Origin of the sequence: Sphingobacterium siyangense (genome assembly GCF_023277505.1) — a bacterium.
Classification (GTDB): Bacteria; Bacteroidota; Bacteroidia; order Sphingobacteriales; family Sphingobacteriaceae; genus Sphingobacterium; species Sphingobacterium siyangense.
The window spans coordinates 3,371,306-3,395,558 of the sequence record NZ_CP080574.1 but is presented as its reverse complement, the minus strand read 5'-3'; the positions used below and the strand labels follow the sequence as shown (position 1 = coordinate 3,395,558).

Genomic DNA, 24,253 nt, shown 5'->3' with positions numbered 1-24,253 from the left:
ATTTTAGTAAAGATATTTATATTTATGCAATCAGAGCTATCTTAGCGACAGAGATTTTGCTATTTCATTAAAGAAAGCATTGGAAAATATCATTGAAATTAAAAGAACTAATTTTCAGCGGAAGTCAGCATACTTTCAGCTGTTGAATTATGCGCTGTTTTCAATTCTCGGAATTGTGAGTATATTTTGGGATTGGAAAGCCGGTATTGCGCCAATAGTCTGCGTCATTATCTTCTATTTAATCGAGCGGAAAATTGACTTTTGGTCAAATGTTATTTGGTTTATCATCGCTTTTTTACTCCTTTCATTTTCTTTGTCATGGATATTCAGCTTGTCTTTTGGTATATTTATTTTCCAATGTCTATTACTAGCAGCCATTAAGCCTGCTATCGTTATATGGAAAGAAACCAAACAGGAACATACCGATGTGATCTTCGCAATGAGTTCGGAGTATTTTGTATGTTTAAGTCCAGATAACAGTGACTACAAAGGATATGCAATGAACCCTATGGGGTATAAAAAGCGCTTTCCAATGTCAGCAGTTATTTCAGTTCAACGAGATGGAAATAGTTTAGTTATTGCCTTACAACAGCAGATTGTACGTCCTCGTGAATTGCGTTCAGAAGAAATCGAAATTATTCTCGAATATTTTAGAAAGAATAGACCGGATGTTTTAGCCGCAGTTGAAACAAAAATTATCCGTAAGGAAGAAGACCGAATATATTGGGTCAAGCTTATTGTTATCGGTATTCCATGTATGTTGGCTGGACTATCCATCTATTTTTTTGCAGACAACGGAAGGAATACATTGGTCACAATACTTAGTATTGTTGCCGCATTGTTTCTTGGCCTGATTTTATTGAAAATTACAAATTTGATATATCGTTCATAACGATGGAAAAGCCATTTATTTATTTTAAAAAGTCTCCGTACCAATGTCCAGAGGATTTGACGATGCGCTGTTGATTGTTGAAATCAACATAAACTAGTCCAAATCTTGGACGGTATCCTTCAGCCCATTCGAAGTTGTCCATGAATGTCCATACAAAATACCCGTTGACATTTATTCCTTCTTGTTTTGCGCGATAAACCTGCTGTAAAGCTTGCTGTAAATAGCTCAATCTTTTGGGGTCATGCACTAAACCATTTTCAATTTGATCAGGAAATGCTGCACCATTTTCGGTAACAATTAAAGTGGGGATATTAGGGTAGGCACTAAATTTCTTGAGCATATAATAAATGGAGGCTGGGTAAACTTCCCAGTTCATTTCGGTCATCTCAACTTTGCGCTCTTTCGCCGATACTATCTTCGCTTGAAGATAAGGAACGAACATGGCGTATCGTATAATTTCCCGTGTATAATTTTGTACGCCAATAAAGTCCATATCAAATTTCAGATCTCGCTCATCATTCGCGTGCATATACTTTTCAATTCTACCCAGTATTTTAATCTCTTGTGTTGGATAGCCCATTCCTAGTAGCGGTTCTATAAATAGGCGGTTGAGCAATACATCTGCTTTCTTTGCCGCAAGAATGTCTCTGTCTTTCGACGTAAAGGGCTCAACATGGGAGCAAGAAAAAGTCGTTCCTACTTCGCTATTAGGCTGTAAAGACTTAATAATTCGGCCGCCTTGAGCCTGTGCTAATGCAGCATGATGGGCCGCAGCCAAAAAATTGCCCAGACCTTTTCTCTCTGGCGCATGTACACCGAAGAAATAACCTGCAGCAGTAAATACTGTAGGTTCGTTGAGAACCATCCAATGCTTGACCCGGTCCCCGTAGGTTTGCACACATTTGGAAACAAATTCTCCAAACCAATCTTTCACATCACGGTTTACCCAGCCACCTTTCTTTTCCAATGCATGTGGAAGATCCCAATGATATAAGGTAGGCCAAGGTGTTATCCCTAACTCAAGGGATAAATCGATCAAACGATCATAAAAATCCAATCCAGATTGATTTACCGCACCAATACCAGCAGGAAATATACGACTCCATGATAAAGAGAATCTGTAATTAGGAATATGCATTCCCTGCATCAAATACAGGTCCTGAACATAGCGATTGTAAAAATCACAGGCCTCATTACCATGTTGATTTTGAAATATACGGTTTCTTTTTTTGACGAATATATCCCAGATAGAAGGGCCTTTTCCATGCAAATCATGTGCTCCTTCAATCTGGTAGGCAGCTGTAGAAACTCCCCAAATAAAATCTTTGCCAAAGGCATCTTTGGTTAATAGCATTTACAAAAATAAAATTATCGGACCTCAATGCCGTTTTTAAAAACAATTAAGTTTTGTGGAATCTTAATGGTGAATAGAATGAACTGAATCGACCTAAAAAGATTCTAAATATAATCCGCTGGAAAAAATAGTTTATCGTTTTCATAATAGATACATTAACTCCGTTGACTACATTAATTATCGCATTATAAAGTAACAGAACTTATATGAACTGGATATAAACTATATGTTAAATATACGAAAAAATAGTTCGATGATCATCGGTAGCTAATTCGTCCGCGTAACGGCTAAAACACTATCCCTCGAGCGTTATTTTTTCATTCAACTATTGAATCGATGAAGCTGGTTGATTGGAGACAGAATCGGTGTGGCCTCTATTTGATTTCAAATTCCGTAAATATCGTTCTTTTAAATTCTAAAACTTCGGGAGCAATTTTAAAACCTTCACCACCATAGCCTTTATTGAATGTTTCTAAAGCCATCCCCGTTCTGTACTGCGTTGATTCGTTGGATGCGCTTCCATCATTGGACAAAAATAACAGTTTACCAATTTTAACGTCAGCCCTAGATGCAAGTTTTTTTGCCGATTTTAAAGCATCATCATATGCAATAAGATCTGCCTCTCTTAAAATACTATCTGCTTTGGAGTGGTCAAATGAGATGGAACCGATTCCACTAATTTTTGTTTCTAGCAATTTTCCCGTTAATTCTGTGAATTTCGATAAATCATGTAAAACGAAATCGATTGTTTGCTGTGCTTGATAACCTATAAATTTATTGGTATTACCAATGTATTGATAGTCTTTATTTGCAGACACGCTACTCGTTTTGATATCTTCTTTTTGATGTCCATATTTTTGGAGCAACGCTATTACGGTGTCGACTGTTGCTTGTGTTTCTCGTACCGCGTCTACCATTCTGGGTTTTGTGAAAGTCGTATTGATGGTCAGGGTGACCTGGTCGGGCATGATCCTAATCTTTCCTTCGCCACTTACACGAATTCTGTTTTCACTTTCCTTTGATACCGAACCACACGACGATATTAAAATTATGCTGCTCAAGCATATAAAAAATATAGCGATTGTTTGCTTTTTCATATTACATGATGTTCAAAGTGATATTTTAATTAGTAAGTTTCACCCTAAATATAATAAATATATTCAGAGGTAGGGGCAGTGACTAAAACAATATTAGCCAAAATAACGGGGTGTAAATTCAAAAAGCAGGCTATAGCCTGCTTTTTGTTCTTTAAATAAGATTATTTTTTTTAATTAATACTTTTTGAGTAAATCTTAAGCTGTTTTTGCAAGGACTTTCGTGCCATGTGTATACGTGTTTTCACAGTTCCTTCCGGTATTTGCAAATGCTCTGCAATTTCATAATATTTAAATCCTTCCAAAAACATAGCAAAGGCGTCATAATAGTCTTTCGATAAATTATTGAGCGCATGCTGTATATCAGAAGCAACAAAATTATCTTCTCCGCGATTGGTTGTTATTTCATTGCGATAACCAGTGCTGATGTATTCGCTTCTGTAATTTTCTAACCTTTTGTTACGTGTATATTGATTGATATACGTGTTTTTCATAATGATATAGAGCCAAGACATCAATTTCGGATGTTTCAGGAATTTTTCGATAGATGCTAGTGACCTCACCATGGTCTCTTGAACCAAATCTTCCCGTTCATCCGGATCGTTCGTAAATTGCGCTGCCAAATATTTTAACGTAGGCCTTTTTTCCTTAAACAGTTGATCGATTGTTGTATTTTCCATATTATCAAATTTTAAGTGTCTATCTTTTCTACATTCTCTGCAATTAAGATGCTAGAAAAAACAATTTGGAAGGATGGATTGAGGCAAGTGTTATCAACCGAGTAGATTTATTTATTACTCTAAATTGTTGTTGTACAGTGTTTTGCGCGGATTGTTCACTAAGTGTATTGGTGCTTTATTTGAAATTTTTTACTTTAACAACAAGTGTTTTCCTGTCTAAATTCCCCCATTTATCTTTTTCTTGCACGTATTTATACGTAGTACTTTAAAGAATACATCTTTTAGCTAAATAGGTGTTAATTTTTAAAACTGTTCGTGCCTTGAAGTGGTTATTAGTTACAACATGAAATGGAAAACAATATGGGGGACGTGAACAAAAAACTATATTTTGACCTATCAGATGGACCGAAAGGCCAATCTGAAGGTCTAAAAGATCAGGCGGAGTTAAAGGAGGTATGGGACGGTAGCCAAGAAGATTTTTATAAATCGATTATTAGAAATCAACAGGATGATATCGGAAAAATAGGACGGTATTTTCGCGATGAACTGGCTCAGGAGCTTTACGGAATGCGTATATCGCTTCAGAATTTTACTAATCGTTATGGCGATTTTGAAGAATTACGTTGCCTACGTGATTCATTGACTACCTTAGTTATAGAAATCCGCAATAAAGCGGGATTGCTTTACAATCCCATATTAAATGACCTGGGAATTTTTCACGCCGTTGATGAAGCCGTTGCCAGTTACAAGAAACGATCTGGTTTTATAATTGATATCCTTCTTGATCCTCATCTGAGAGAGCTGCATCAACAGGCACAAGTTCATCTATTTAAGCTCCTGACAGCTATTTTTCAGTACTTAAATGATGAAGTACCCGCACATGCGATCTCAATTTCAGTGCAGGTAATCGAATTTGAAATCTTTGTCAAAGTATCGCCGTTTTTCAAACAAGGAGAAGCCTTGTCAGTATTAAAACTCGAAGACAGCCCAATGCGTTTGATAAAGATTGCTGAGCTCTATAATGCGCGGATTATGAATGATACGCTTGCGACAGGTATTTTACTAAAATTGACTATTTAAAAAGATAATAATGATAAAAATCCTATTGGTTGAAGACCACATGGTTGTACGTAACGGAATAAAATTACTATTAGAATCTCAAGAAGGATTTGAAGTTGTTGGCGAAGCGTCGAATGGCAAAGAGGCGCTCGACTTCCTAAGTGCAAATCCTGTTCCTGATATCGTCTTAACGGATATCAGTATGGATGAAATGGACGGCATGGAATTGCTTCAGGTCCTAAACAAACAGTATTCATCTATTAAAGTGGTTATACTATCCATGCTGAATCAGATTAATTATGTCATTGAGGCGTTTGAATCTGGTCTGGCTGGCTATTTGGTCAAAAATGTTGGCTATCACGAATTGCTTTTCGGGTTGAATCATATTGCTAACGGCGGACGGTACATGAGCGAAGAGATCGCCATGATACTTTTAGATCAAGTCCGTTCTGGTCAAAGCTATGCGCAGATCCCAGGAGAATTGCAAACGGATTTTGATATTTCGGAACGGGAATTGGAAGTATTAAAACTGATTGCGGAAGGCTACACGAATGTCGAAATTGCAGATAAGATTTTTTTAAGTAAGCGTACTGTTGAGGGCCATCGTCAGAACCTCATAGACAAAGCGGGAGTAAAAAACACGGCACATCTGGTTAAGTTTGCTTTTGAAAGAGGAATTTTGAATTAGCGAAAATTTTGCGGGCAAATGATCAGGGAAATTTTGATCCGTAAAGATAGTGTCAGTATGTTGGTGTATATATCGAAATGTTTTCGGATAGAAAAAGTCTGGATAAAAAATGGGGTTGTGGGAATAGAAGAGGAATGGATTTCAATAAATTTATCAGGAGATTTTTAATCTGATACAAAATGATATTCAATTGATACGATTTACCTCCAATCTTAGCAAATATTTGTTCAATTTTAGGTTTTCACCTATATGATGTATTATAATCAATGAACAAAATATATTTGCTGCCTATTGCTCTCTTGCTGTTTTTTGTCCAAAGTACATTTGCGCAAACTGTAAACAAAGATCAGATTGAAAATGTGCACATGCCGATAAATGGCATTTTTCAAGCGGATCCGACCATATTCTATCACAAAGGAAATTATTACCTCTATGGTACGAATGGTGATCATGATGAACAACAGGGTTTTAAAGTATACCAGTCCAAGGATTTAGATTCCTGGGTAAGTCCGGAGGGAATTAATTCAGGTTTTGCGGCTGTAAAGGGCGATATCTTTGGATCAAAAGGTTTTTGGGCACCGCAAGTATGGTTTGAGAATGGTAAGTTTTATATGGCTTACACAGCCGATGAGCATATTGCAATCGCAGTCGGTGATGCTCCAGCGGGTCCTTTTAAGCAAACAGCTAAAGTGCCAATTGCTATCGGACAAAAGCAAATTGATCCGTTTGTATTCCGCGATAAAGATGGAAAAAAATACCTATTTCATGTAAGGTTAAAGGAAGGGAATAGAATTTTTGTGGCGGAGCTGAAGTCAGATTATTCCGGAATAAAGGAAGAAACGCTGAAAGAATGTCTCCATGCAGAACTTGCCTGGGAAAATACGGCAAATGCCGACTGGACAGTAAGTGAAGGTCCCACCATCATTCGAGAGGGAAAATATTATTATATGTTCTATTCGGCAAATGATTTTCGGAATAAGGACTACGCTGTGGGTGTTGCTATCGCCGAAAATATTTATGGACCCTGGAAAAAACTAGAAGGTCAGCCAGCATTAAGCCGAAAAAATAGCGGATTTGCCGGAACTGGACATGGCGACATTTTCAAAAAAGGAAAGCAATGGTATTACGTCTGTCATACACATTTTTCAGATGAAAAAGTTGCACCTCGGCGGACAGCCATAGTACCGATTCAATTTGTGGCAAATAGCAGCGGTGTCTTGGTTCCCCAATTCGAAACTGCAAAGTTTCGATTTTTAAGCACAGATCAACGATCGAGACAACCTAGAAAATCCTATCAAACAGATGTAGCCTTTGGTGATCCTTTTATTGTATTCGATCCACCTTCGGATCAATACTATTTATATGGAACCGGCGGGACTGAAAATGGATTTATAGCCTATAGTTCCAAAGATCTAAAGACATGGAAAAAGGAGGGAAAAGTATACGATGCCAAACAGCCGAATGGTTGGGGGGAAAAGGATTTCTGGGCGCCAGAGGTCTATCGTGTGAATAACAAATATTACATGTATTATAGTGCTCATTGGAAAGAAAATCCGAAAAAACACCTGGAAAACTATCGTATAGGAGTTGCAGTGTCGGATAGTCCATTGGGGCCATTTAAAGATCTGAGCGGGAAACCTATTTTTGATCCTGGATATCCCATCATTGACGCGAATGTTTTTAGAGATACAGACCATAGAAATTATCTGTTCTATTCACGCTGCTGCTACGAACATCCTGTGGAATCAGAAATTGCAACTTGGGCAGAAAAGAAATTTGGCTATAAGAATATTGAAGAAAGCTGGGTTTACGGAGTCGAATTGGATAGCAGTATGACAAAGGTGATAGGGAATCCGGTTCTTTTAATGCGCCCCCCAATTACGATGAACGATGCTCAATCAGAATGGGAAAGTAGATCGGTAACTTCAGGTGAGGTCAATAGACGATGGACGGAAGGTTCTTTTTTGGTCAAAGAAAACGGATTATACTACATGATGTATTCGGCCAATTATTTTGCAGGAGCCAATTATGCTGTTGGCTACGCAACAGCAACTGCTCCTTTGGGAAGCTATCAAAAATCGGCATCTAATCCGATCATTGAAAAGAATACCAATAGAGGTGGAGTGGTTTCGGGCACTGGGCATAATAGTTTATTTCAGGACAAGGAGGGAAAAATCCGCTGTGTATATCATGGCCGCACCCTAAAGACGGGAGATCAGCGTATCGTTTTTATTAGCGATGTTTTTTTTGATGAAAAAGGACAGTTGAATATCTTTACAGATTGACCCTGGGTCAATCTGTCTTTTTGGATATGGCCCGATTTTCTACATTTTCGTCCCAGTTAGCGGCAGACTTCTTTCCAGGACTTATACTGTTTCTTGGCTGCGGGTTTTTATGTGTGTAGTTGATATTCTCCTCTTCTTCAGGATCGGTTTCATCTATATCAGGTTCAGGATGTTCGATGGGATCAGTGTCATTTGAATCGGGAATAGTACGTTCCCCGAACAATCCTTTACGATACCAGATGTTACTAAAATAATAGGCAATAATTAAACCTCGTTTTACTACTGCATGTTGCAATATCTCTTCCATTTTCAATTTCTTTTTTAAGTGATACGATCCTTTTTATTGGATGATATACTCTCCTTAAATGAACAACTTTAGATGGAAAATAGTTTGAAAGAGTTCAGGATTTGAAACAACGATCAATCAAGTAGCATTTGCTCAGGAAATGGTTTAACAATAGGGAAATAAAGGTGGACGACGGTGCCTACACCAACCTCTGATTCAATTTCGATACTTCCTCCCAATCGTTCCATTATCCGTTTCACCAGCGAAAGCCCAATGCCCGTACCAGGTATTGATCCCACATTGTCGGCTCTGGTAAACATTTCGTAAATGTGGGGTAGGTGGTCACTTGGTATGCCAATACCGTTATCCTTAATCCGATAATGGGTATAATTGTCTTCGTTGGAGCTATCTATTGTCACTAAAGGCCTGTCTGCTTGTGCAGAATATTTTATTGCATTAACAATTAAATTTGAAAAAATTTGATACGCGGCACTTTTTTCGCCCCAAATTGGTAATAGAGTACCAAAAGTGGGTTGGCAATTATTGGCGTTATATAAAATGCTGTTTTCTTGAAATATGCGCTGAATTGTATAGGCCATAGGAAGTGGTTCCTTGTCTAAAACGCTGGAACGGTGCTGGCTCAACTGGACCATATTGTTGATAATATCTTCAATGTTTGTAACGCTTCTGCTGAAATTCTGGTACCACTTATTGATTTTTGTAAAATCAATATTGTCGGAGTGCTGCTGGAGAAACTGTATGCCCATTTTTAAGATGGACAAGGGATTTTTTAAATCATGAGAAAGGGTATGTGTAAACATTTCCAACTCATTGTTCAAGCTCAGAAGCTCTTCATTCAGCAACTGACGTTCCTTTAGTTTTGCAAAAATGGATTCCTTGATAATCTGATTCAGACGAAGGACAAAATTGATTTCAGCATCATTCCAGGGTTTGGCAACGTCATAGCGCATATCTTCCCAAATTTTGAGCTGTTTGTTTTCATGCGGCTCATTTTTCAGCTCCATCTGCATCACTTGATTGCGGTTTTCCTTTCTAAACCAAACCAGGTAATAATCGTTTTCCAAGCCAACCTTTAGATACATGAGACCCGCAAAATCAAGTTTATCGTTAAAGTTATCCTGATGATTCAGCCGAAAGTTATAATCTTTGAAGAGCGCTTTATCGGTATGTTTCTGCAGGAATTGAATGATTTCATAAAATTGTGCTTTCTGCGGAGAGTGACCATAGTTAAAGACATCGCCCTGATTGAATATGGCCAATCCATCTGCATTGACCAGCTGGGTAAGAATATCCATATGTTGTATCAAAGCACAATTCACCATTTTATTTTCAGAAAGGCTCCTTTTTAACTCTTCTTCAGCGAGTTTAAGAAGCTCCGTTCTTTCCAACAGATTCTGTTTGACATGACTCTCATATTTGCTGGTGGCTGCCTGGATGGCAAACGTACATAGTTTTCGCTGCTGCAGATCGACCACCCGCTCTTCATCATTCTGTGCGACCACAAGACCCCAAAAGTCATCATCGATACAGATTCTAAAAAACAAGGCGCTTTCGACATTTATCTTTTTTAAAAAAATCCGGTGAAGTTCTGGTAAAGGTGATAATAAGCTCGAGACCGGATCAATTCCTTCGTCCGTATAATAGAATTCTTGTCCCTCGATATTAATATTGGGAGCATATCGATATGAATAGCTCCGATAGTACGACAAGACCTCTTCGGGCATGAAATCTTTCGAGAACTCCATTCCTTTGAAATGAGCTTGTCCATCTGCTGTATGTTCCGCAATCACGGAACTATAACCCGTTTCCTGAACCTGCAAAACGAAAACCCGATCGTAATTCAGTAATTTGTTGATGGCCGAACAAACACGGTCCCAATTATTTGGTTGAATAGTATCTAGCAAAAAATTAAGTTCATTTATTTTTTTTGCAGCAATGTATTTTTTGTGTTGTTGTTCCCACTCGATATAGAAGTATTCATCGTGTCTTCGCAATTTTACATAAACACGTTCTTTTCTCATTTTAATGGGTATAATATGGCGCGACTGCCCGTTTTCAAGTAGATCAGTTACTGCATTCTTGATTTTGGATAACGCTTCACCGAATGTATTGCTAAAGCTATCAAAGAAATGAGTTCCTAATAGGTTCTCTTTGGCGTCGTGATCATTTACGACAGATTCGGTTATCCCAACGACATTAAAATGTCGATCTAAGATGACCAGACTGCCAAAAGATTGAAGCGTAATGATGGTTTGATTGTTCGGTTGAAATGTATGATTCATAATACCCCAAAACTTCTTATGATATACATAAATATACAAAAAAAATTACGACTACATAGATCGAATCTTTGCTAACAGAATGTTATAAAGTTATATAAAATTGTCTTATTGGTTTTTTTTTACTTTTAAATTAAAGCAGCTGCCAATTTCCGTTCGGCAGAAGGAACTAATGCTGAACATTAAACTCTTTGGCGATTGCATGAGCCATCCCTTTAAGAAGTGATTTCCATTGTGGGTAAGATGCCCCAATTTTAGCTGCTAGTCCAATAACATAATTCCTGACATTATCACTTATATTCTCATTGTCGACATTGATGATCTCGTTTCTTCCAGCGTACTGGAACAAAATACTATTCCTCCGTTGTTCGATCAAAAAGGTAGAAGATGAAATCCCTTCAAAAAAATGAGCTGTATTTTTATCTCCAGGATGGCTTGGATCGGGGCAAGGTTTTAATGTTATGGCAAAAACCCTATAATCGTCCGTTTTGTCTGATATGAGGCTGACTACATTCACCCAATCATAACCATTACTACTGGGAAGTCCCGGTCCTGGAATATCGAGTCTGATATAATCGTGTAATTCGAGTAAACGATCTATTGGAGTACCATAACCCGTCGTTAATTGAAATACAGTGGAAGGAATCTGAGCGAGTTCATACCAATGATTGACCTTTCTAAGATTGTTTATAGCCGAAGTATAGGCTAAATCGGCAATAGCCTCACTTGGAAACTCGAGGGATTCAAAGCAATCCAGTTGCTTGCCTTCTTTCTGTTCTGGTATGATATTCTTCATCTTATTTCACTTCTTATGCTTAAAATATTGAATTTCTTGCTCGTGTTTTTTTGCCTCCTCAAGGGTATCAAAAGTACCCAGATTCCGACGTCGGTTAGTCTCTTTATCAGGATGCTTGGCATATATTCGATATTGACCCGATTTTAGTTTACGTATCATGGCACAGGGTGTTTTGTTTAACCAAGGCTTGCTTTAAGTTTTGCAAGCAAATCATCTGCTTTTGTATGCTCTATTTTCATCTTTCGAATGGTAGGACGTTTACCCTTGTCTTTTTGTTTGATTATTTTGAGGAGCTCGTCCATATATTCATTTTTATAGCTGCTGATATCGAAGGATGTGCTGTGTTGCTCGATCAGCTGTGTAGCCATATCCATTTCTGCTTTTTGAATTTTAATTGCAGCAGGTAATTTAAGCTCATCAAGTGCTCTAATTTCCTGTTGATAACGTATTTTATTTAAAACCAATGCATTTTGGTAGGGCTTTATAAGAGCTAGATGTTCTACATTTCGCATGACGAACGACCCTAAGCCCGCCATTTTAGTTTTTTCTAATGCTTTGAGCAATAACTGATAGGCTTTTTCTCCACCTTTCTGTGGCTCCAGATAGTAGGGCGTTTCAAAATATATACTGTCTACATCCATCAGTTTGACAAAAGCATGAAGATTGATAAGTTTGGTCTTCTCCGGACTTGCGTCTTCAAAATCTGCATCTTCCAGCACGACATAGTGGTCTTTCATGAAATATCCCTTAACGATATTGTCCCATTTTACTTCTTTGCCGGTTTGTTCATTTACCCGCTTGAATTTAATATTGGATAGATCATTTCGATCAAGCATATCCAGATCTAAAGCTGCATTCTCCGTTGCACTATATATTTTAATTGGGATATTGACCAAACCAAAACCAATAGCCCCCGTCCAAATTGCTCGCATAAGTAATCTATTAATTGCTAATAGGATAACCTTGGTAATGCTCAAATGGTTTGAAATTTAATAAAATGCCAACCAAACTATTTCTGAAAAGAAATAGTTATACAAACATTCAATAAGCTTTTATTACAATGGATTTAAAGTCAAATGAACCTTTCTGGTTAATAAAAAACGGTCTTCTAAACAGTTATCCTTCCTTGCAAGATGATCTTAACTGTGATATTCTTGTCGTTGGGGGCGGCATTACAGGGGCGCTGATCGCACATCAATGCATAAACGATGGAAAGAAATGTATTCTAATCGACAAGCGTGAAATTGTGAATGGGAGTTCGGCGGCAACAACCTCTATGTTGCAATATGAAATTGATGTGCCTTTGTATAGATTAAAGGAATTAATTGGTAAAGAGGGCGCAATAGCGAGCTACAGAGCCTGTGGTGAAGCAATTGTCAAATTGGGGGAAATTGCAAAGAAAATCCGGTCCAAAGCTGGTTTTCAAACAAAAAAGTCACTCTACTACGCGGCAAGGAAAAAAGATATCTCCTGGTTGAAGCAAGAGTTTGAAGCCCGACAAGCGGCGGGTTTTGATGTTAAATGGTTAACGGAACAAGATATCAGGGCTCGTTATGCTATACATGGCGCTTATGCTGGAATTCTCTCGGCTTTAGGGGCAAGCATAGACGCCTTTTGCTTTACACATGAACTGCTGGCATACAACGTTAGAAAGGGATTATTGATTTTCGACAAAACAGCCTTAGGCTCTGTATTATATAAGTCGGGGCATAATCTTGTAACCACTTCGACAGGAGCTAAAATCAAAGTGAAGAAAATTATTTATTGTACAGGATACGAAACGACAAACCTTATTCCTGAAAAATTTGTCGATCTATTGAGTACATTCGCAATCGTGTCAGAAGTCGATAAAGACAATTATGATCGGTATCGCGATCTGCTCATTTGGAATACTGCTGAACCCTATCTGTATATGCGTACCACAGATGATCATAGGTTTCTGATTGGGGGAGAAGATGAAGAATTTAAAGACCCCATCAAGCGAGATAGTCTCATTTCAGCGAAATCACTTAAATTGGAAAAGTCATTTAACAAAATTTTTACCGATAGGGTCTTTCATGCAGATTTCGCCTGGGCTGGTACTTTTGGAACAACCAAAGATGGATTGCCCTATATTGGAAAACATGAAAAGTTTAAAAACTCATACTTTGTGTGTGGTTTCGGTGGAAATGGTATCACTTTTTCTGTTGCCGCCATGGATATGGCATCATGCTGGATGAATAACCTAAGCCATCCATTGGACGAATGGTTTAGGTTTGGACGTTAAACAATTGCCTTATCGGTGTGTTTAAGCAGAAAACGGTACAATTTATCCTCTAATTTCGCAAGCGGTAATTTACTTTTTATACTGGGGAATCTTCCCTCCATAAATAAACGTTGTATGGCAGGATGGATATAATAAGTCTGTGAAACAGTCTTTGTATTGCCGAGTTGCTCAGCAACATGTTTAATGACTTTGTTTAACTGTCTTTTTCGGGCATTAAGCGACTCAGCCTGTTTTGTTTGGGCGAGCTGGTAAAAAGCTTCTCGACTGGCTCCCCAAATACGAATGCTTTTACAGCTGATCTGACCTGTAGAATTCTCCCGGAGATACTGATTAAAGGCCGCACCGCAGAACGTGCTTTCGCACGTAGCACTATCAATCTGAAATATCCTTTTTCCTTTCATTTTTAAAAGTTCTTCCAAAAGCTTAGCTTGTTGCCTATTGGACCATGACTTTTGCTGAAAAACACCCTTTTTACCTTTATAAGCCAAAGATATCGTGTTGTTTTCGATGGTGACGTGCCTTTTTTCCAGTGTACTTAGGCCATATGACTTATTGGTCAGTGTATAGCGCTTATTGCCGATACGAATTAATGTGCTGTCCATAATTTTAAAAGCAATTGCACACAATTTATCCATATCCCAGACCTGTTTTTTTAGATGTTTAGTGCTGATCTTTCTTAATTCTTGTAAATATTTACCCATAAAAAGAATATTGCTGAACTTTGCCGCTTGCCGTTGGTCAACGAATTTCGTATGGTAGATATATTGTTTACGCTCTTTTTGATCGAATCCAAAAGCTTGCAGATCACTGGTCTTACTTTTGGCAATCCATACATCCTTCCAGTTGGGTGGAATAACCAGTTTCATAATTCTTTCTAAGATCTTTTTATCAGATACTTCTGTTCCTGATGTATCGAAATATTTAAAAGACTTGCCTATTTTCTTTCTTGTATAACCAGCTTTTACTTTCATATAATAATCTCCAAAGTCAATGTATGCTTAAACCCAAAAATGTTATTTAAATTTCTTATGTGGATGCTTGAGACCATATCAGTTGCCATTTGTTAATCAGCAATTCGATCATGGTTGATCTGTATAAGATCGATGATCATTCTATGGTCATTTATAAGGTTGGTTTCCATTGTATCATGCTGATGAGTGAATTTTTAATCTTTCTTGTAAGAACGGATGAGAGGTCTCTCCAGTTTTCAAAAAAGATAAGATGCGTATTATTTACATAAATCAAGGGTTTTATACAGGAAAAGGGGGCGGGGGGGCGGACTATCATGTAAATAGAAAGAAAAATATACTAAAAAGGGTTACTTTCTTAACAAAAACAACCCTTTCTATGGATAAATTTCAAATGTTCTATGAGTAAATTCTCATCTATTTTGTTTTATTTACAGAAGAAGATTTTTTAGCTTTTTCTGTCTCTACTTTAGTTTGATTTTTGTCTAATGTGTCCGTAACGGCCGCTTGTACAATGGTCTTACCATTTCCCTTTCCAATGGGACCGCCACAGATAATCAGCGTAATGACCATATTGTGCTGATTTTTTGTTTTAACTTCTGATTTCATATATTTATTATTTAGCGAATTGTCAGCTATCTGGTTAAGTTACTCTAGGTAAATAACCTCAAAAGCTACATTTTGTTTTATTTTAATTTGTAAATTTTAAGCTGTTTTTGAAGCTTTTTTCGCGTCATATGTATCCTTGTTTTGATTGTTCCTTCGGGCATGCCAAAATAGGTGGCGATCTCATGGTATTTGTATCCCTCAAGGAATAATTGAAATACTTGATAATTTTCTTCGGACAAACTGCACATCGCTTTTTGAATATCATCAGCGATAAACTTGTTGTCACTTTTATTGGATTCTACAGTGTTCGTGCTTTCTAGACCGATGTATGTTTCATGGATGTCGTTTGTACGTTTGGCTTTACGATATTGGTTAATGTAAACATTTTTCATAATAACGTAGAGCCACGACATTAATTTTGGATGACGGATAAAATCATCGATCGATTTCAATGCACGAATAAGCGTTTCTTGAATTAAATCCTCTTTTTCATCGGGATCATTGGTGAATTTTCCAGCAAAATGTTTCAAAAGACTTCTTTTTTCCTCGACTAAAATATTCAAATTGGAATTGCTCATAGTACCGTTTTTTAAATTGATTGATGTTTATTTGATACATGGAGGTGCAATTTAAGTGCTACATTTACGTTTTCAGGTTCATCTAAAACTTGTTTAAACAGGCATAGGGGGAAAATACGTACACATGCGTATTGATCGTTTTGTAGCCTAAACGCTACAAGAATACACAATTGAAAGCGTCCCGATAAAAATAGGCGGCCGATTAGGGGCCGGTCAATTGGGTATTTGTTCCATTAAAAAATGTCTTTATTACGGGTATCCTTCTGTATTAGGTGGAGTATGGGAACTGTCTATTTTTTTAAGCAGAAGTTTAAATGATTGTTTTTTATCAGTTTTTATTAAACTAATAAGTTCTGAATGTGGTTCTTAAGAAAAAGGTTGATCACAAAAACAAAACAGAATATGAAAAAGAGCAAGAAATTTACGGTAGTTTTGGGAACGTTATTATTTTGCAGCACACTATTTTTTGCGTGCCAAAATCCAAACAAAAATCCAGCAGAGGGAAGTGGTCAGGCAGACAATATCGCTCCGAGCGCTGCCGATGAAACAAGATACAATTTAAGCGAGCAACAAAAAATGAGCATGCAGAAGGATACCAGTTTAGCAGACACGCTTAGGAAGGATAGCATCAATGCTATACAATCTAAACCTTAAAGGAGCACTCAGAAAAGGTCACTCGGACCTCTTCGTTATATTCACAAAAAAACTCCCTTAGTTGTGGGAGTTTTTTTTGTCCTTTTCCTTTTGATCTGAATCAGCATCATAAATATCTTCTTCTGAATGATCTGGTTTCTCTTTATGTTGATCCTCTTCTGTATTAATCTTTTCTTTAGTGGTGCGGTCGCGTTGTTCTTCTTCACTTGGATCGGGGCCAGCCATACTTTTTGGAGAGTCTAGTTTGAGATTGAACGTATCTCGATCCGAAACCTTGGATGGACTAAATACGGACTTAAGACTGTAGCTGTCCGGTTGGTTTTCCATTGGGGCTATTTCGTGCAAGAATAGGGAGCTTTCTTGGAAATAATCTGAAATAGCATCACCAAATTGAATTGCTGTATTCATCGTCTTTTTAATAGGAACATGAGTCAAATCTGATTGGTTCTCTTTTTTACAAAATGACAAAACGATATATTTTAAGAATAAATTTAAAACTTTTCATTTGTCGATCTTGTTATTAAACTAAAGTAATTTAGATAATAGAGATACTATGAGAAAATTGACACTTCTTTTATTAATAACAGCAGGAATTGGGTATCAGGCCCATGCTCAGAAAATTGAAACTACGCCACAGATGTCCTCGGATGTCGGAATTGAACCTATTCGACAAGGAAATTGGATGGTCGGTGGATCGATCGGTAATCTTGGCTATAGTTTTGAAGGAAAATCATTTAATGTAGCACTTCAACCACGAGCTGGTTATTTCGTGTCCGATGGATTGGCTATTGGTGCACAGGCAAATCTTGGCTTGGCTACTCAAAAAGATGCTGATAATGAATGGACTTATGGTGTAGCGCCATTTGTGCGTTATTACTTTCCAAATGCGGGATCAAGTACAGGTCGGTTTTTTGGACAGGGAGACATTGGTATTTCAGGAAGTTCTAGGGGCAAAGATGTCGCACTGGCTGTAGGAGCCAATGTTGGATATGCACATTTTATCACACGAACTGTTGCTTTGGAAGCTACCTTTGGCTACAATTATAGCAAGGCTAATATTAATACAGGCAGCGGTGCGAGTGGTTTAGGCGTTGGCGTAGGTTTTCAAATCTATTTACCAGGTAAACGCTAACAAAAAATAGTAAAAGCAATCTTTAACAGTATGTTTCCAATTAATCAATTGGAAACATTTTTTTTGGACGCCACCGTATAATTACTTGCTCTTGTGTATGAAAGACCTATTCTTTTCAAAATGACAAAAATTAGAAAACATTTGAAGTAAAGTAGCTGTTTTTCTAATAAAAGGAGCTGAAATGATGACAGGGACAAAAAATATTGGTTTGGTACTCAAAGATAAAATGGGTAAATGGTCTTCTTATAACATTCCATTACTCAAAGAGTGTCACCTGAACAACAAGCTTGTGAAGAGCAATGAGCTGGAAGGTATTTTTGTCATAGGGAGTTTGGCAACGGGACTATACATATTTTCCTTGTATAAAAACCGTTTTATAGACTTGATGGGCAAGCAAATCGGGATGGAGGAGATCTGTGAACATTTTGACAGCTATAAACAGACATTAATATAAAAGCACATACATTTCATTTTTTAAAAACAAGGAGCATTTATGAGTAATTTAACATGGAAAGGCCGTTGGAACGAGCTGAAAGGTAAAGTGAAACAGCAATATGCAGATTTAACCGATGATGATCTGTTGTATGCCGAGGGAAAGGAAGATGAATTGTTGGGTAAATTGCAACAAAAGACCGGAAAAACCAAAGAAGAGGTAGAAAACTGGCTGGATAAATTGTAATATTTTATCAAGGCCATTTAATTGGCAATTATAAGCGCAAAAATGTGCGATCAATTTATTTTGATCGCACATTTTGTTTTTATGTCATTGAAAAATTGGTTTATCTAATTTGATGGCAAGACGATAAACGGCATTCATCAAGCCAACGTGACTGTAGGCCTGTGGGAAATTGCCCCATTGGCTGCCATTGTCCTCGGTAACATCCTCACTGAACAGCCCCAGGTGATTGCTGTAGGTCAGCAAACGTTCGAGGATCTCTTTCGCTTCCTCCACACGGCCGACACAGGCTAGCGCTTCCACGTACCAAAATGCACAGACTAAGAAAGTGGATTTGGGTCTGCCGAAATCATCCTGATGTTTATAGCGATAGAAAAGTCCATTTTCACCTTTTAATTCCTTTTCCAGCATTTCGAGATGATGAAGGGCGCGTTCCGATTTTGGGTCAAGGTAATCCATGACAATGAGCTGCAAGGTACTGGCGTCTAAATTCCGGCTATCAATAGCATTCTGATAGACTTTTCGCTCTTCGTCATAACAGGCCTCGATGTAAGCTTCTGCTTTTTTTAAGAGGACATTCGCGCGATCCTCCATATCTTGATAACCATTTTGACGCGCAATCAATAGGGCCGCCTTACATCCGACCCATTGAAAAAGATTGGAATAACAATGGTGGTTGGCGAAATTTCTAAACTCCCAGATACCGGCATCTTTTTCCTCGATAGTAGCCTCAATCTTTTCGAGAATGAAATTTACCCAGCCTAAAACATTCTTGTTTTCATGGATTTTAAAACGCTGATCAGTGAAAAGAGGTAACAAGGCAATCATTGCTTGGCCGTATACATCGTTTTGGATATGTTCAAAAGCTTGATTGCCAATCCGCACTGGACCGTTATCCTGATAGCCTTTTAGGTAAGGTAAGATATGTTCTGTCAGTTCGGTGGTACCAAGGATACCATACAAAGGTTGAAGTCTTCCAGGGTTGCGATGCGTGATACCAGCAATATAATTAGCAAAGCTTTCCATTTCTTCAAACTGACCGATGTGCGTCAATGCTGTTAAGACATAATAACTATCACGTACCCAGCAATAACGGTAGTCCCAGTTTCTGCCCGAACCTGGATATTCGGGCAGACTAGTTGTTGATGCAGCGATAATTGCTCCGGTATCCTCATATTGATGAAGTTTCAGCACCAGAGCCGATCGTATAACTTCTGTTTGATAAATGTTAGGGATACTACACCTTTTAATCCATCGCTGCCAATAACTGAGCGTTTTATGGAGGAAATCCTCACAGGTGCTTACAATGGCCGATTCGAAAGCAGCATCATACGTCAGTATAAGGTATTTATTTTCACTGATAATGGTCCAGCTTTCCTCTTGGAAGAAATGTGAAATAGGCAGATCAGTGGTAAGTCGAATTCGTTCTCCGACCTGATCGTTGCTATAAAGAATATGGTTGCTGCCACGGGTAGGCTTAAGTGCCAATCGGCCGTAGTCAGCAGTCGGCTGACATCTAATGTTGACGCTAGGGGCACCATGCAGTGGTTCGATCTTTCGTATCAGCATCAATGGTTTAAAATACCGCCCGAATTGTTCAAAACGAGGTGCAAAATCTGTAATACGATAGGCGTAGGATTCCGTGTGGATTTCCGTACAGAGCACATTGGAGTTTTTGATGTAATACTGCTTGGTTTCCACAACTGCTTCCTCTGAACTGATCTTGAAAGTTCCACCTTGATTTTTATCAATCATACTGCCGAATACAAAGCTATCTTCGAACGATGGCCAGCACAACCATGATATGTTTGTATCGATGCCAACATGCGCTATGTAGGAACAATTTCCAATGATTCCAGATTGGTAGATATGTCTGTTTTCTGTTGTATTTTCGTTCATTATTTTACGATAAGTTGATTTAAAAATTGAAGAACATCTTCTTGTTCATCTAAATAATATTTTGCTGCAGATTTGTTGCTGCCTACCTTAATACTTATGGTCGATTGCGGTAGATACCTGAATAGATCCTCGTCGGTAATGTCGTCGCCAATAGCCAACATGAAATCTGCTTTTATATGTCCTGCGATTTCCAATGCCGCCTTACCTTTATTAACTTCTGTATTTTTGACCTCAATGACAGCATTTCCGTCCAGTAGCTGTAATCCATAGTCGTTGAGCATTGGGTTTAAGATCTCCTTTAGCTCGGTTGCTTTAAGTTCGCCTAAGCCCAGTTCCACTTTTCTATAATGCCAAGCTAACGAGTAGGGCTTGACCTCGATGTAAGCCCCCGGAGTTTGATCGGCGAGTTTTTCCATCAGCTTTTTTACTTCAGGCATCCAGTGGAGGGCCAATCCTTTCTTATACGACCAGTTGAAATTTGGGAAATTTGACCAAATGCCATGTTCGGCAACTAAATAGTATGATCGACCGTCAAACCAAGACGATAAGCTCTCTTGTGATCGGCCGCTTATGATGACCAATGTATTGAGTGGATCAGAAATGATATTATCCAAAAGGTTATACAACAGGGTCGTCGGACTCGCTTTCTGGGCATGATTCTGGAATTTGACCAAAGTACCGTCATAGTCCAGAAAAAAGAGTCTATTGCTACTTTTGCTATACCTTTCTGAAATACTATTCAATACCTTATCCGAGATTCGTCTTGCCCATTCGTCACGTTGTATGGCTTTGGTCTCGGCCAAACGATTGGTAAAGAGCTGCACCCAATGCTGCACATTAAACTTCTGTATAATCTGAATATTGGCATCGGTACGTTCCTGAATTTCTTCGGGCGGCATTTTAAGCGCTTGGTAAATACTGTCTGCCGTTTCTGTACGATTATAGGGGTTAATAATCAAGGCATCAACGAGTTCCTTGGAGGCGCCTGCAAACTCACTTAAAATCAATACCCCCTTTGATAAAGTCTTACTGGCGATGTATTCTTTACTTACAAGATTCATCCCATCTCGCGTAGATGTAATCATACAGATATCGGATGCAACATATAATCCAACCAGCTCCTCGAATGGAAGTGATTTGTAAAAATATAGTACCGGCGTCCAGCTTAGATTGCCATAAATGGAGTTGATTTCACTCACCTTCCGGTTAATCTCATCTTTCAGTTTTTTGTATTGCGATACCTTATCCCTAGAGGGTACGATAAGCATATACAATATAACTTTTGTATGCCATTCGGGGTATTTTTCAAGGAAAGTGAGAAAAGCACGTAATCGCTCTAATATGCCTTTGCTATAATCGAGCCTATCTACAGCTATAATAATCTTTTGATCGGGAAAATGGCTCCGGAATTGGCTTGCAATCGACTGGATTTTAGGCTGACTGCTGACTTCGACGAATTTATCAAAATCAATGCCCATCGGAAAGGATTCTATAAATATATGACGGTCTTTGTACTTGAGCTGGTTATGTCCAGATGATACATGCAATATTTTTTTGCAGGCATTTAGAAAGTTCTGACTATCGGCGAAAGTATGAAATCCGATAAGATCTGCTCCCAGTAAACCTTCAACCAATTCTTTACGTTGCGGAATGTTCATAAAGAGTTCCTCCGAAGGAAAAGGAATATGGTGAAAATAACCGATGTTGAGCTCTTGTTTCTCTGAACGCAGCAGTTGAGGGAGCAGCATAAGCTGATAATCATGGACCCAAATAAAATCGGATGGCTCATCGATAGAAAGCGCAGCCTCGCAGAATTTCTTATTTACCATGACATAGGTAGACCAATATTCGCGGTCAAAATGGATGTAGCTCGGCTGATAGTGGCAAATAGGCCAGAGGACCTCATTGGAATAACCTTCGTAGAAATTATGTATTTCATCTTTTGATAAGAAAACAGGAAGTAAGCTCATCGGTTTGAGAAGCTCGACAATCTTTTCTTTTTCCTCTTCATCTTTGGGAACAATTCCCGGCCAGCCAACCCAAAGTATTTCATCCGTATCAAAGGCGGAATTTAAACCGGTTGCCAGTCCGCCCGCACTCGGCTTGATGATTAATTTTTCTTTTTTTCGTTCTATTTGTATCGGCAGTCTATTTGAAATTATTATTTTCTTCTTTTTCTTCATAAGAATATTAGATCGATTTATTTGCAGTGTGGAAGAGTTATATTGAAATAACGATGGGCTTGTAATCCACTTATCTGAACAACCTCGGGAGAGAATAGTTTGAATAAATTCAAATTAGAAAGACAAGAGGGAAGCTGTTGAAGAAAGAACACGGTAATTTGCAAAAAAAAAGACCTTTATTTCTACAGGTCTTTTTTTTGCTATTTCATTAGATTACGATATACTGACCGCAGCAGCTTTTTCGTTATCCAGCTTTTTCATGAATTGATCGAGAATATCACCTAATCTCCCTGAAATTTCTCCTAAAATACTTTCCCAATCTTTAACTGTGCCATCACAATTGTCTGAAACAATTTTAATACTATGAAAGGTGAGATTTTTTTGAAAACAGAAATTCGCTAGGGCATAAGATTCCATATCAAATGCCAAAGGATTAAAATGTTTGATATCCTGATAAAAAGCAGTATTTACATTGATAAAACGATCCGATGTCAAAAGTGCATCTTCGTAGCGAAATTCATCACGAGATATGGATTCCAATACGCCTTGACCTTTAAAAAACAAGGTGTTTTCCAGGAAAAATCCATCCGTATAAGCATCCCCTTGTGCATAGTATGCCGGATAAAGGACATGGCCTATCGGATGCCTTGTACAACCTACCGTGCCAACATTGAGAAGAACAGGACTGATCCCTAATGCTTTGATGTCTTCGTAAAGCGTAGCTACGGACAGGAGCGCATTTACTTTACCTACACCAATTTCGTATACAAAAGTCGATTCACTTGTCGAATTAAAAGATAGCTCATTTTTATTTGCTACCAAGATAATCGTTTCAATATCTTTATTCAGGATCATTTAATTTTCTTCGATATATGGATACTCAAATTCCAATTCTTCGGCAGTAATTAGATTTAAGAAGTTAACACAAGCCTGTTTTGAGGTGGGAAAATCCATGAATGTGTAGTTTCCGCAGCTAATTGGATTTTGGAAAGGTACTTCGTATCCTTCTGTAAGAACAGTCTCTAATACTTCTTTCATCAATTCCGCCACGTTCTGAGGAGTTTTCGCTGTTCCAGCCAATACAACATAAAATCCCGTGCAACAGCCCATTGGCCCAACATAAATAACTTCATCACCTAAGATGGTTCTAATTTCTGTTGCAAAACAATGTTCTAAGGTATGCATGACCTCAGGTGATAGCATACGCTCCGGAGAATTCGGTCTGATCATGCGAATGTCGTAAGTTGTATAACTCTCAACATTGCTGTTATTGGTTGTAGAAGCTTTAGCGTAGATCCCTTGTTTTAACTTGGTATGATCTACCGTAAAACTATTTACTTTTGCTTTTTCTTTTGTGTACATCTTGTTCTGTTCAAAGCTATAACGCTTGTGACGTTATAGGGGTTAAAAGTTGAATATCAAAAATTTCTACAAAGATACTAGATTATTGTAGAAAAGGACGACAAAACTACTATTTTAACACTTCATAATGTTCGACTGTTGGAAATGGATCGTAGTAATGGTGTAAAAGTTTCTCCCATTCCTTAAATAATGCCGACTCCCTGAAACCAATGGTATGGTCTTCTAAAGTTTCCCATTCAACCAACAAAATGTACTGGTTATCTTTTTCAATACATTTACGTAAGGAATGCGTGATATAACCTTTACTCGCACTAATATACTGGCAAGCTGTTTTATAATCTCTTTCAAAATCGGACTGTTTTCCTTCAATAATTTGTAATACAGCTACTTCTAAAATCATAATTCGTTTTTTAAATAAAGTTTAGTAAATATATCAAACTTAGAGAATTTGTTTTTTATATGCAATACAATAACAAGCTTATCCGAACAATT

Annotated in this window: 26 protein-coding genes; 9 read left to right on the top strand and 17 right to left on the bottom strand. The window is 38.0% G+C overall.

Going from position 1 to position 24,253, the window contains the following annotated elements; genetic code table 11:
* Positions 1-79 precede the first annotated feature (79 nt).
* Positions 80-892 (top strand): hypothetical protein, encoded by an 813-nt coding sequence (locus tag K2F45_RS13965; protein WP_075992717.1) that lies wholly within the window; start codon positions 80-82, stop codon positions 890-892.
* Positions 893-911: 19 nt separating this feature from the next.
* On the opposite strand, the gene K2F45_RS13960 is transcribed toward K2F45_RS13965, so the two are convergent.
* From K2F45_RS13960 to K2F45_RS13950, 3 genes are all read right to left on the bottom strand, one after another.
* A complete protein-coding gene (locus K2F45_RS13960) occupies positions 912-2,246 on the bottom strand; it encodes a GH1 family beta-glucosidase (protein WP_075992716.1) in 1,335 nt (444 codons plus the stop codon).
* A gap of 374 nt (positions 2,247-2,620) precedes the next feature.
* On the bottom strand, positions 2,621-3,343 hold the full coding sequence (locus K2F45_RS13955; RefSeq protein WP_075992715.1) for an SIMPL domain-containing protein: 723 nt from the start codon (positions 3,341-3,343) through the stop codon (positions 2,621-2,623).
* Between the two features lie 170 nt (positions 3,344-3,513).
* Positions 3,514-4,020, bottom strand: a complete 507-nt coding sequence (locus K2F45_RS13950; RefSeq protein ID WP_075992714.1) for an RNA polymerase sigma factor — start codon at positions 4,018-4,020, stop codon at positions 3,514-3,516.
* 369 nt (positions 4,021-4,389) lie between these two features.
* On the opposite strand from K2F45_RS13950, the gene K2F45_RS13945 reads away from it, so the two are divergent.
* From K2F45_RS13945 to K2F45_RS13935, 3 genes are all read left to right on the top strand, one after another.
* Positions 4,390-5,100, top strand: a complete 711-nt coding sequence (locus K2F45_RS13945) for a hypothetical protein (protein ID WP_157626104.1) — start codon at positions 4,390-4,392, stop codon at positions 5,098-5,100.
* A 10-nt stretch (positions 5,101-5,110) separates the two neighbouring features.
* Entirely contained in the window at positions 5,111-5,767 is a 657-nt protein-coding gene (locus K2F45_RS13940; RefSeq protein ID WP_075992712.1) for a response regulator transcription factor, read from the top strand.
* A 266-nt stretch (positions 5,768-6,033) separates the two neighbouring features.
* Complete coding sequence (locus tag K2F45_RS13935) at positions 6,034-8,052, top strand: glycoside hydrolase family 43 protein (protein ID WP_216640359.1); 2,019 nt, start codon at positions 6,034-6,036, stop codon at positions 8,050-8,052.
* A gap of 7 nt (positions 8,053-8,059) precedes the next feature.
* Here the strand turns inward: K2F45_RS13935 and K2F45_RS13930 are convergent, their stop codons facing one another.
* The 5 genes from K2F45_RS13930 to ku form a co-directional block, all read right to left on the bottom strand.
* Complete coding sequence (locus tag K2F45_RS13930) at positions 8,060-8,359, bottom strand: hypothetical protein (protein ID WP_075992711.1); 300 nt, start codon at positions 8,357-8,359, stop codon at positions 8,060-8,062.
* A gap of 113 nt (positions 8,360-8,472) precedes the next feature.
* Positions 8,473-10,641, bottom strand: a complete 2,169-nt coding sequence (locus tag K2F45_RS13925; RefSeq protein ID WP_075992710.1) for a GAF domain-containing sensor histidine kinase — start codon at positions 10,639-10,641, stop codon at positions 8,473-8,475.
* Between the two features lie 166 nt (positions 10,642-10,807).
* A complete protein-coding gene (locus K2F45_RS13920; protein ID WP_075992709.1) occupies positions 10,808-11,434 on the bottom strand; it encodes a hypothetical protein in 627 nt (208 codons plus the stop codon).
* A 6-nt stretch (positions 11,435-11,440) separates the two neighbouring features.
* Positions 11,441-11,593 (bottom strand): hypothetical protein, encoded by a 153-nt coding sequence (locus K2F45_RS13915; RefSeq protein ID WP_172840694.1) that lies wholly within the window; start codon positions 11,591-11,593, stop codon positions 11,441-11,443.
* A gap of 17 nt (positions 11,594-11,610) precedes the next feature.
* A complete protein-coding gene (gene ku, locus K2F45_RS13910) occupies positions 11,611-12,366 on the bottom strand; it encodes a non-homologous end joining protein Ku (RefSeq protein ID WP_075992708.1) in 756 nt (251 codons plus the stop codon).
* A gap of 128 nt (positions 12,367-12,494) precedes the next feature.
* Here ku and K2F45_RS13905 point away from each other — a divergent pair, with 128 nt between their 5' ends.
* On the top strand, positions 12,495-13,700 hold the full coding sequence (locus K2F45_RS13905; RefSeq protein ID WP_075992707.1) for an NAD(P)/FAD-dependent oxidoreductase: 1,206 nt from the start codon (positions 12,495-12,497) through the stop codon (positions 13,698-13,700).
* On the opposite strand, the gene K2F45_RS13900 is transcribed toward K2F45_RS13905, so the two are convergent.
* The 3 genes from K2F45_RS13900 to K2F45_RS13890 all read right to left on the bottom strand — a co-directional run bounded on the left by K2F45_RS13900 (position 13,697) and on the right by K2F45_RS13890 (position 15,855).
* Positions 13,697-14,671, bottom strand: coding sequence for a DNA topoisomerase IB (locus K2F45_RS13900; RefSeq protein WP_075992706.1), 975 nt, complete (start codon positions 14,669-14,671; stop codon positions 13,697-13,699). The genes K2F45_RS13905 and K2F45_RS13900 overlap by 4 nt on opposite strands.
* A gap of 414 nt (positions 14,672-15,085) precedes the next feature.
* Complete coding sequence (locus K2F45_RS13895; RefSeq protein ID WP_075992705.1) at positions 15,086-15,277, bottom strand: hypothetical protein; 192 nt, start codon at positions 15,275-15,277, stop codon at positions 15,086-15,088.
* Between the two features lie 77 nt (positions 15,278-15,354).
* Entirely contained in the window at positions 15,355-15,855 is a 501-nt protein-coding gene (locus K2F45_RS13890; protein ID WP_075992704.1) for an RNA polymerase sigma factor, read from the bottom strand.
* Positions 15,856-16,257: 402 nt separating this feature from the next.
* On the opposite strand from K2F45_RS13890, the gene K2F45_RS13885 reads away from it, so the two are divergent.
* The gene (locus K2F45_RS13885) at positions 16,258-16,509 is read left to right on the top strand and encodes a hypothetical protein (RefSeq protein WP_153848526.1); all 252 of its coding nucleotides are present in this window, start codon (positions 16,258-16,260) and stop codon (positions 16,507-16,509) included.
* 57 nt (positions 16,510-16,566) lie between these two features.
* Here K2F45_RS13885 and K2F45_RS13880 read toward each other — a convergent pair whose 3' ends face one another.
* Positions 16,567-16,917: a hypothetical protein gene (locus K2F45_RS13880; RefSeq protein ID WP_075992702.1), complete on the bottom strand. Its 351-nt coding sequence runs from the start codon at positions 16,915-16,917 to the stop codon at positions 16,567-16,569.
* A gap of 145 nt (positions 16,918-17,062) precedes the next feature.
* On the opposite strand from K2F45_RS13880, the gene K2F45_RS13875 reads away from it, so the two are divergent.
* The 3 genes from K2F45_RS13875 (at position 17,063) to K2F45_RS13865 (ending at position 18,320) form a co-directional block, all read left to right on the top strand.
* Positions 17,063-17,641: a hypothetical protein gene (locus K2F45_RS13875; RefSeq protein WP_075992701.1), complete on the top strand. Its 579-nt coding sequence runs from the start codon at positions 17,063-17,065 to the stop codon at positions 17,639-17,641.
* Between the two features lie 181 nt (positions 17,642-17,822).
* Positions 17,823-18,095, top strand: a complete 273-nt coding sequence (locus tag K2F45_RS13870; RefSeq protein WP_157626102.1) for a hypothetical protein — start codon at positions 17,823-17,825, stop codon at positions 18,093-18,095.
* A gap of 39 nt (positions 18,096-18,134) precedes the next feature.
* The gene (locus K2F45_RS13865; protein WP_075992699.1) at positions 18,135-18,320 is read left to right on the top strand and encodes a CsbD family protein; all 186 of its coding nucleotides are present in this window, start codon (positions 18,135-18,137) and stop codon (positions 18,318-18,320) included.
* 84 nt (positions 18,321-18,404) lie between these two features.
* Here the strand turns inward: K2F45_RS13865 and K2F45_RS13860 are convergent, their stop codons facing one another.
* The 5 genes from K2F45_RS13860 to K2F45_RS13840 all read right to left on the bottom strand — a co-directional run bounded on the left by K2F45_RS13860 (position 18,405) and on the right by K2F45_RS13840 (position 24,161).
* Positions 18,405-20,216, bottom strand: a complete 1,812-nt coding sequence (locus tag K2F45_RS13860; RefSeq protein ID WP_075992698.1) for a glycoside hydrolase family 15 protein — start codon at positions 20,214-20,216, stop codon at positions 18,405-18,407.
* Positions 20,216-22,399 carry a bifunctional alpha,alpha-trehalose-phosphate synthase (UDP-forming)/trehalose-phosphatase gene (locus K2F45_RS13855; protein WP_075992697.1) on the bottom strand — a complete coding sequence of 728 codons (2,184 nt, stop codon included), beginning with the start codon at positions 22,397-22,399 and terminating at the stop codon, positions 20,216-20,218. Before K2F45_RS13855 ends, K2F45_RS13860 begins: the two co-directional genes overlap by 1 nt.
* Positions 22,400-22,612: 213 nt before the next feature.
* Positions 22,613-23,254 (bottom strand): 5'-methylthioadenosine/S-adenosylhomocysteine nucleosidase family protein, encoded by a 642-nt coding sequence (locus K2F45_RS13850; RefSeq protein WP_075992696.1) that lies wholly within the window; start codon positions 23,252-23,254, stop codon positions 22,613-22,615.
* On the bottom strand, positions 23,255-23,761 hold the full coding sequence (locus K2F45_RS13845; RefSeq protein ID WP_075992695.1) for an S-ribosylhomocysteine lyase: 507 nt from the start codon (positions 23,759-23,761) through the stop codon (positions 23,255-23,257). It abuts the gene before it with no gap.
* A 109-nt stretch (positions 23,762-23,870) separates the two neighbouring features.
* Positions 23,871-24,161, bottom strand: a complete 291-nt coding sequence (locus K2F45_RS13840; protein ID WP_075992694.1) for an antibiotic biosynthesis monooxygenase family protein — start codon at positions 24,159-24,161, stop codon at positions 23,871-23,873.
* Positions 24,162-24,253: the final 92 nt, after the last annotated feature.

What these genes read in the sequence shown, in the direction of transcription:
- K2F45_RS13925 (WP_075992710.1), bottom strand. Translation starts at nt 10,641, where the DNA reads ATGAATCATACATTTCAACCGAACAATCAAACCATCATTACGCTTCAA.
- K2F45_RS13905 (WP_075992707.1), top strand. Translation starts at nt 12,495, where the DNA reads ATGGATTTAAAGTCAAATGAACCTTTCTGGTTAATAAAAAACGGTCTT.
- K2F45_RS13860 (WP_075992698.1), bottom strand. Translation starts at nt 20,216, where the DNA reads ATGAACGAAAATACAACAGAAAACAGACATATCTACCAATCTGGAATC.
- K2F45_RS13960 (WP_075992716.1), bottom strand. Translation starts at nt 2,246, where the DNA reads ATGCTATTAACCAAAGATGCCTTTGGCAAAGATTTTATTTGGGGAGTT.
- ku (WP_075992708.1), bottom strand. Translation starts at nt 12,366, where the DNA reads ATGCGAGCAATTTGGACGGGGGCTATTGGTTTTGGTTTGGTCAATATC.
- K2F45_RS13940 (WP_075992712.1), top strand. Translation starts at nt 5,111, where the DNA reads ATGATAAAAATCCTATTGGTTGAAGACCACATGGTTGTACGTAACGGA.
- K2F45_RS13885 (WP_153848526.1), top strand. Translation starts at nt 16,258, where the DNA reads ATGAAAAAGAGCAAGAAATTTACGGTAGTTTTGGGAACGTTATTATTT.
- K2F45_RS13930 (WP_075992711.1), bottom strand. Translation starts at nt 8,359, where the DNA reads ATGGAAGAGATATTGCAACATGCAGTAGTAAAACGAGGTTTAATTATT.
- K2F45_RS13935 (WP_216640359.1), top strand. Translation starts at nt 6,034, where the DNA reads ATGAACAAAATATATTTGCTGCCTATTGCTCTCTTGCTGTTTTTTGTC.
- K2F45_RS13880 (WP_075992702.1), bottom strand. Translation starts at nt 16,917, where the DNA reads ATGAATACAGCAATTCAATTTGGTGATGCTATTTCAGATTATTTCCAA.
- K2F45_RS13855 (WP_075992697.1), bottom strand. Translation starts at nt 22,399, where the DNA reads ATGAAGAAAAAGAAGAAAATAATAATTTCAAATAGACTGCCGATACAA.
- K2F45_RS13895 (WP_075992705.1), bottom strand. Translation starts at nt 15,277, where the DNA reads ATGAAATCAGAAGTTAAAACAAAAAATCAGCACAATATGGTCATTACG.
- K2F45_RS13900 (WP_075992706.1), bottom strand. Translation starts at nt 14,671, where the DNA reads ATGAAAGTAAAAGCTGGTTATACAAGAAAGAAAATAGGCAAGTCTTTT.
- K2F45_RS13845 (WP_075992695.1), bottom strand. Translation starts at nt 23,761, where the DNA reads ATGTACACAAAAGAAAAAGCAAAAGTAAATAGTTTTACGGTAGATCAT.
- K2F45_RS13890 (WP_075992704.1), bottom strand. Translation starts at nt 15,855, where the DNA reads ATGAGCAATTCCAATTTGAATATTTTAGTCGAGGAAAAAAGAAGTCTT.
- K2F45_RS13875 (WP_075992701.1), top strand. Translation starts at nt 17,063, where the DNA reads ATGAGAAAATTGACACTTCTTTTATTAATAACAGCAGGAATTGGGTAT.
- K2F45_RS13865 (WP_075992699.1), top strand. Translation starts at nt 18,135, where the DNA reads ATGAGTAATTTAACATGGAAAGGCCGTTGGAACGAGCTGAAAGGTAAA.
- K2F45_RS13950 (WP_075992714.1), bottom strand. Translation starts at nt 4,020, where the DNA reads ATGGAAAATACAACAATCGATCAACTGTTTAAGGAAAAAAGGCCTACG.
- K2F45_RS13920 (WP_075992709.1), bottom strand. Translation starts at nt 11,434, where the DNA reads ATGAAGAATATCATACCAGAACAGAAAGAAGGCAAGCAACTGGATTGC.
- K2F45_RS13870 (WP_157626102.1), top strand. Translation starts at nt 17,823, where the DNA reads ATGATGACAGGGACAAAAAATATTGGTTTGGTACTCAAAGATAAAATG.
- K2F45_RS13840 (WP_075992694.1), bottom strand. Translation starts at nt 24,161, where the DNA reads ATGATTTTAGAAGTAGCTGTATTACAAATTATTGAAGGAAAACAGTCC.
- K2F45_RS13850 (WP_075992696.1), bottom strand. Translation starts at nt 23,254, where the DNA reads ATGATCCTGAATAAAGATATTGAAACGATTATCTTGGTAGCAAATAAA.
- K2F45_RS13915 (WP_172840694.1), bottom strand. Translation starts at nt 11,593, where the DNA reads ATGATACGTAAACTAAAATCGGGTCAATATCGAATATATGCCAAGCAT.
- K2F45_RS13955 (WP_075992715.1), bottom strand. Translation starts at nt 3,343, where the DNA reads ATGAAAAAGCAAACAATCGCTATATTTTTTATATGCTTGAGCAGCATA.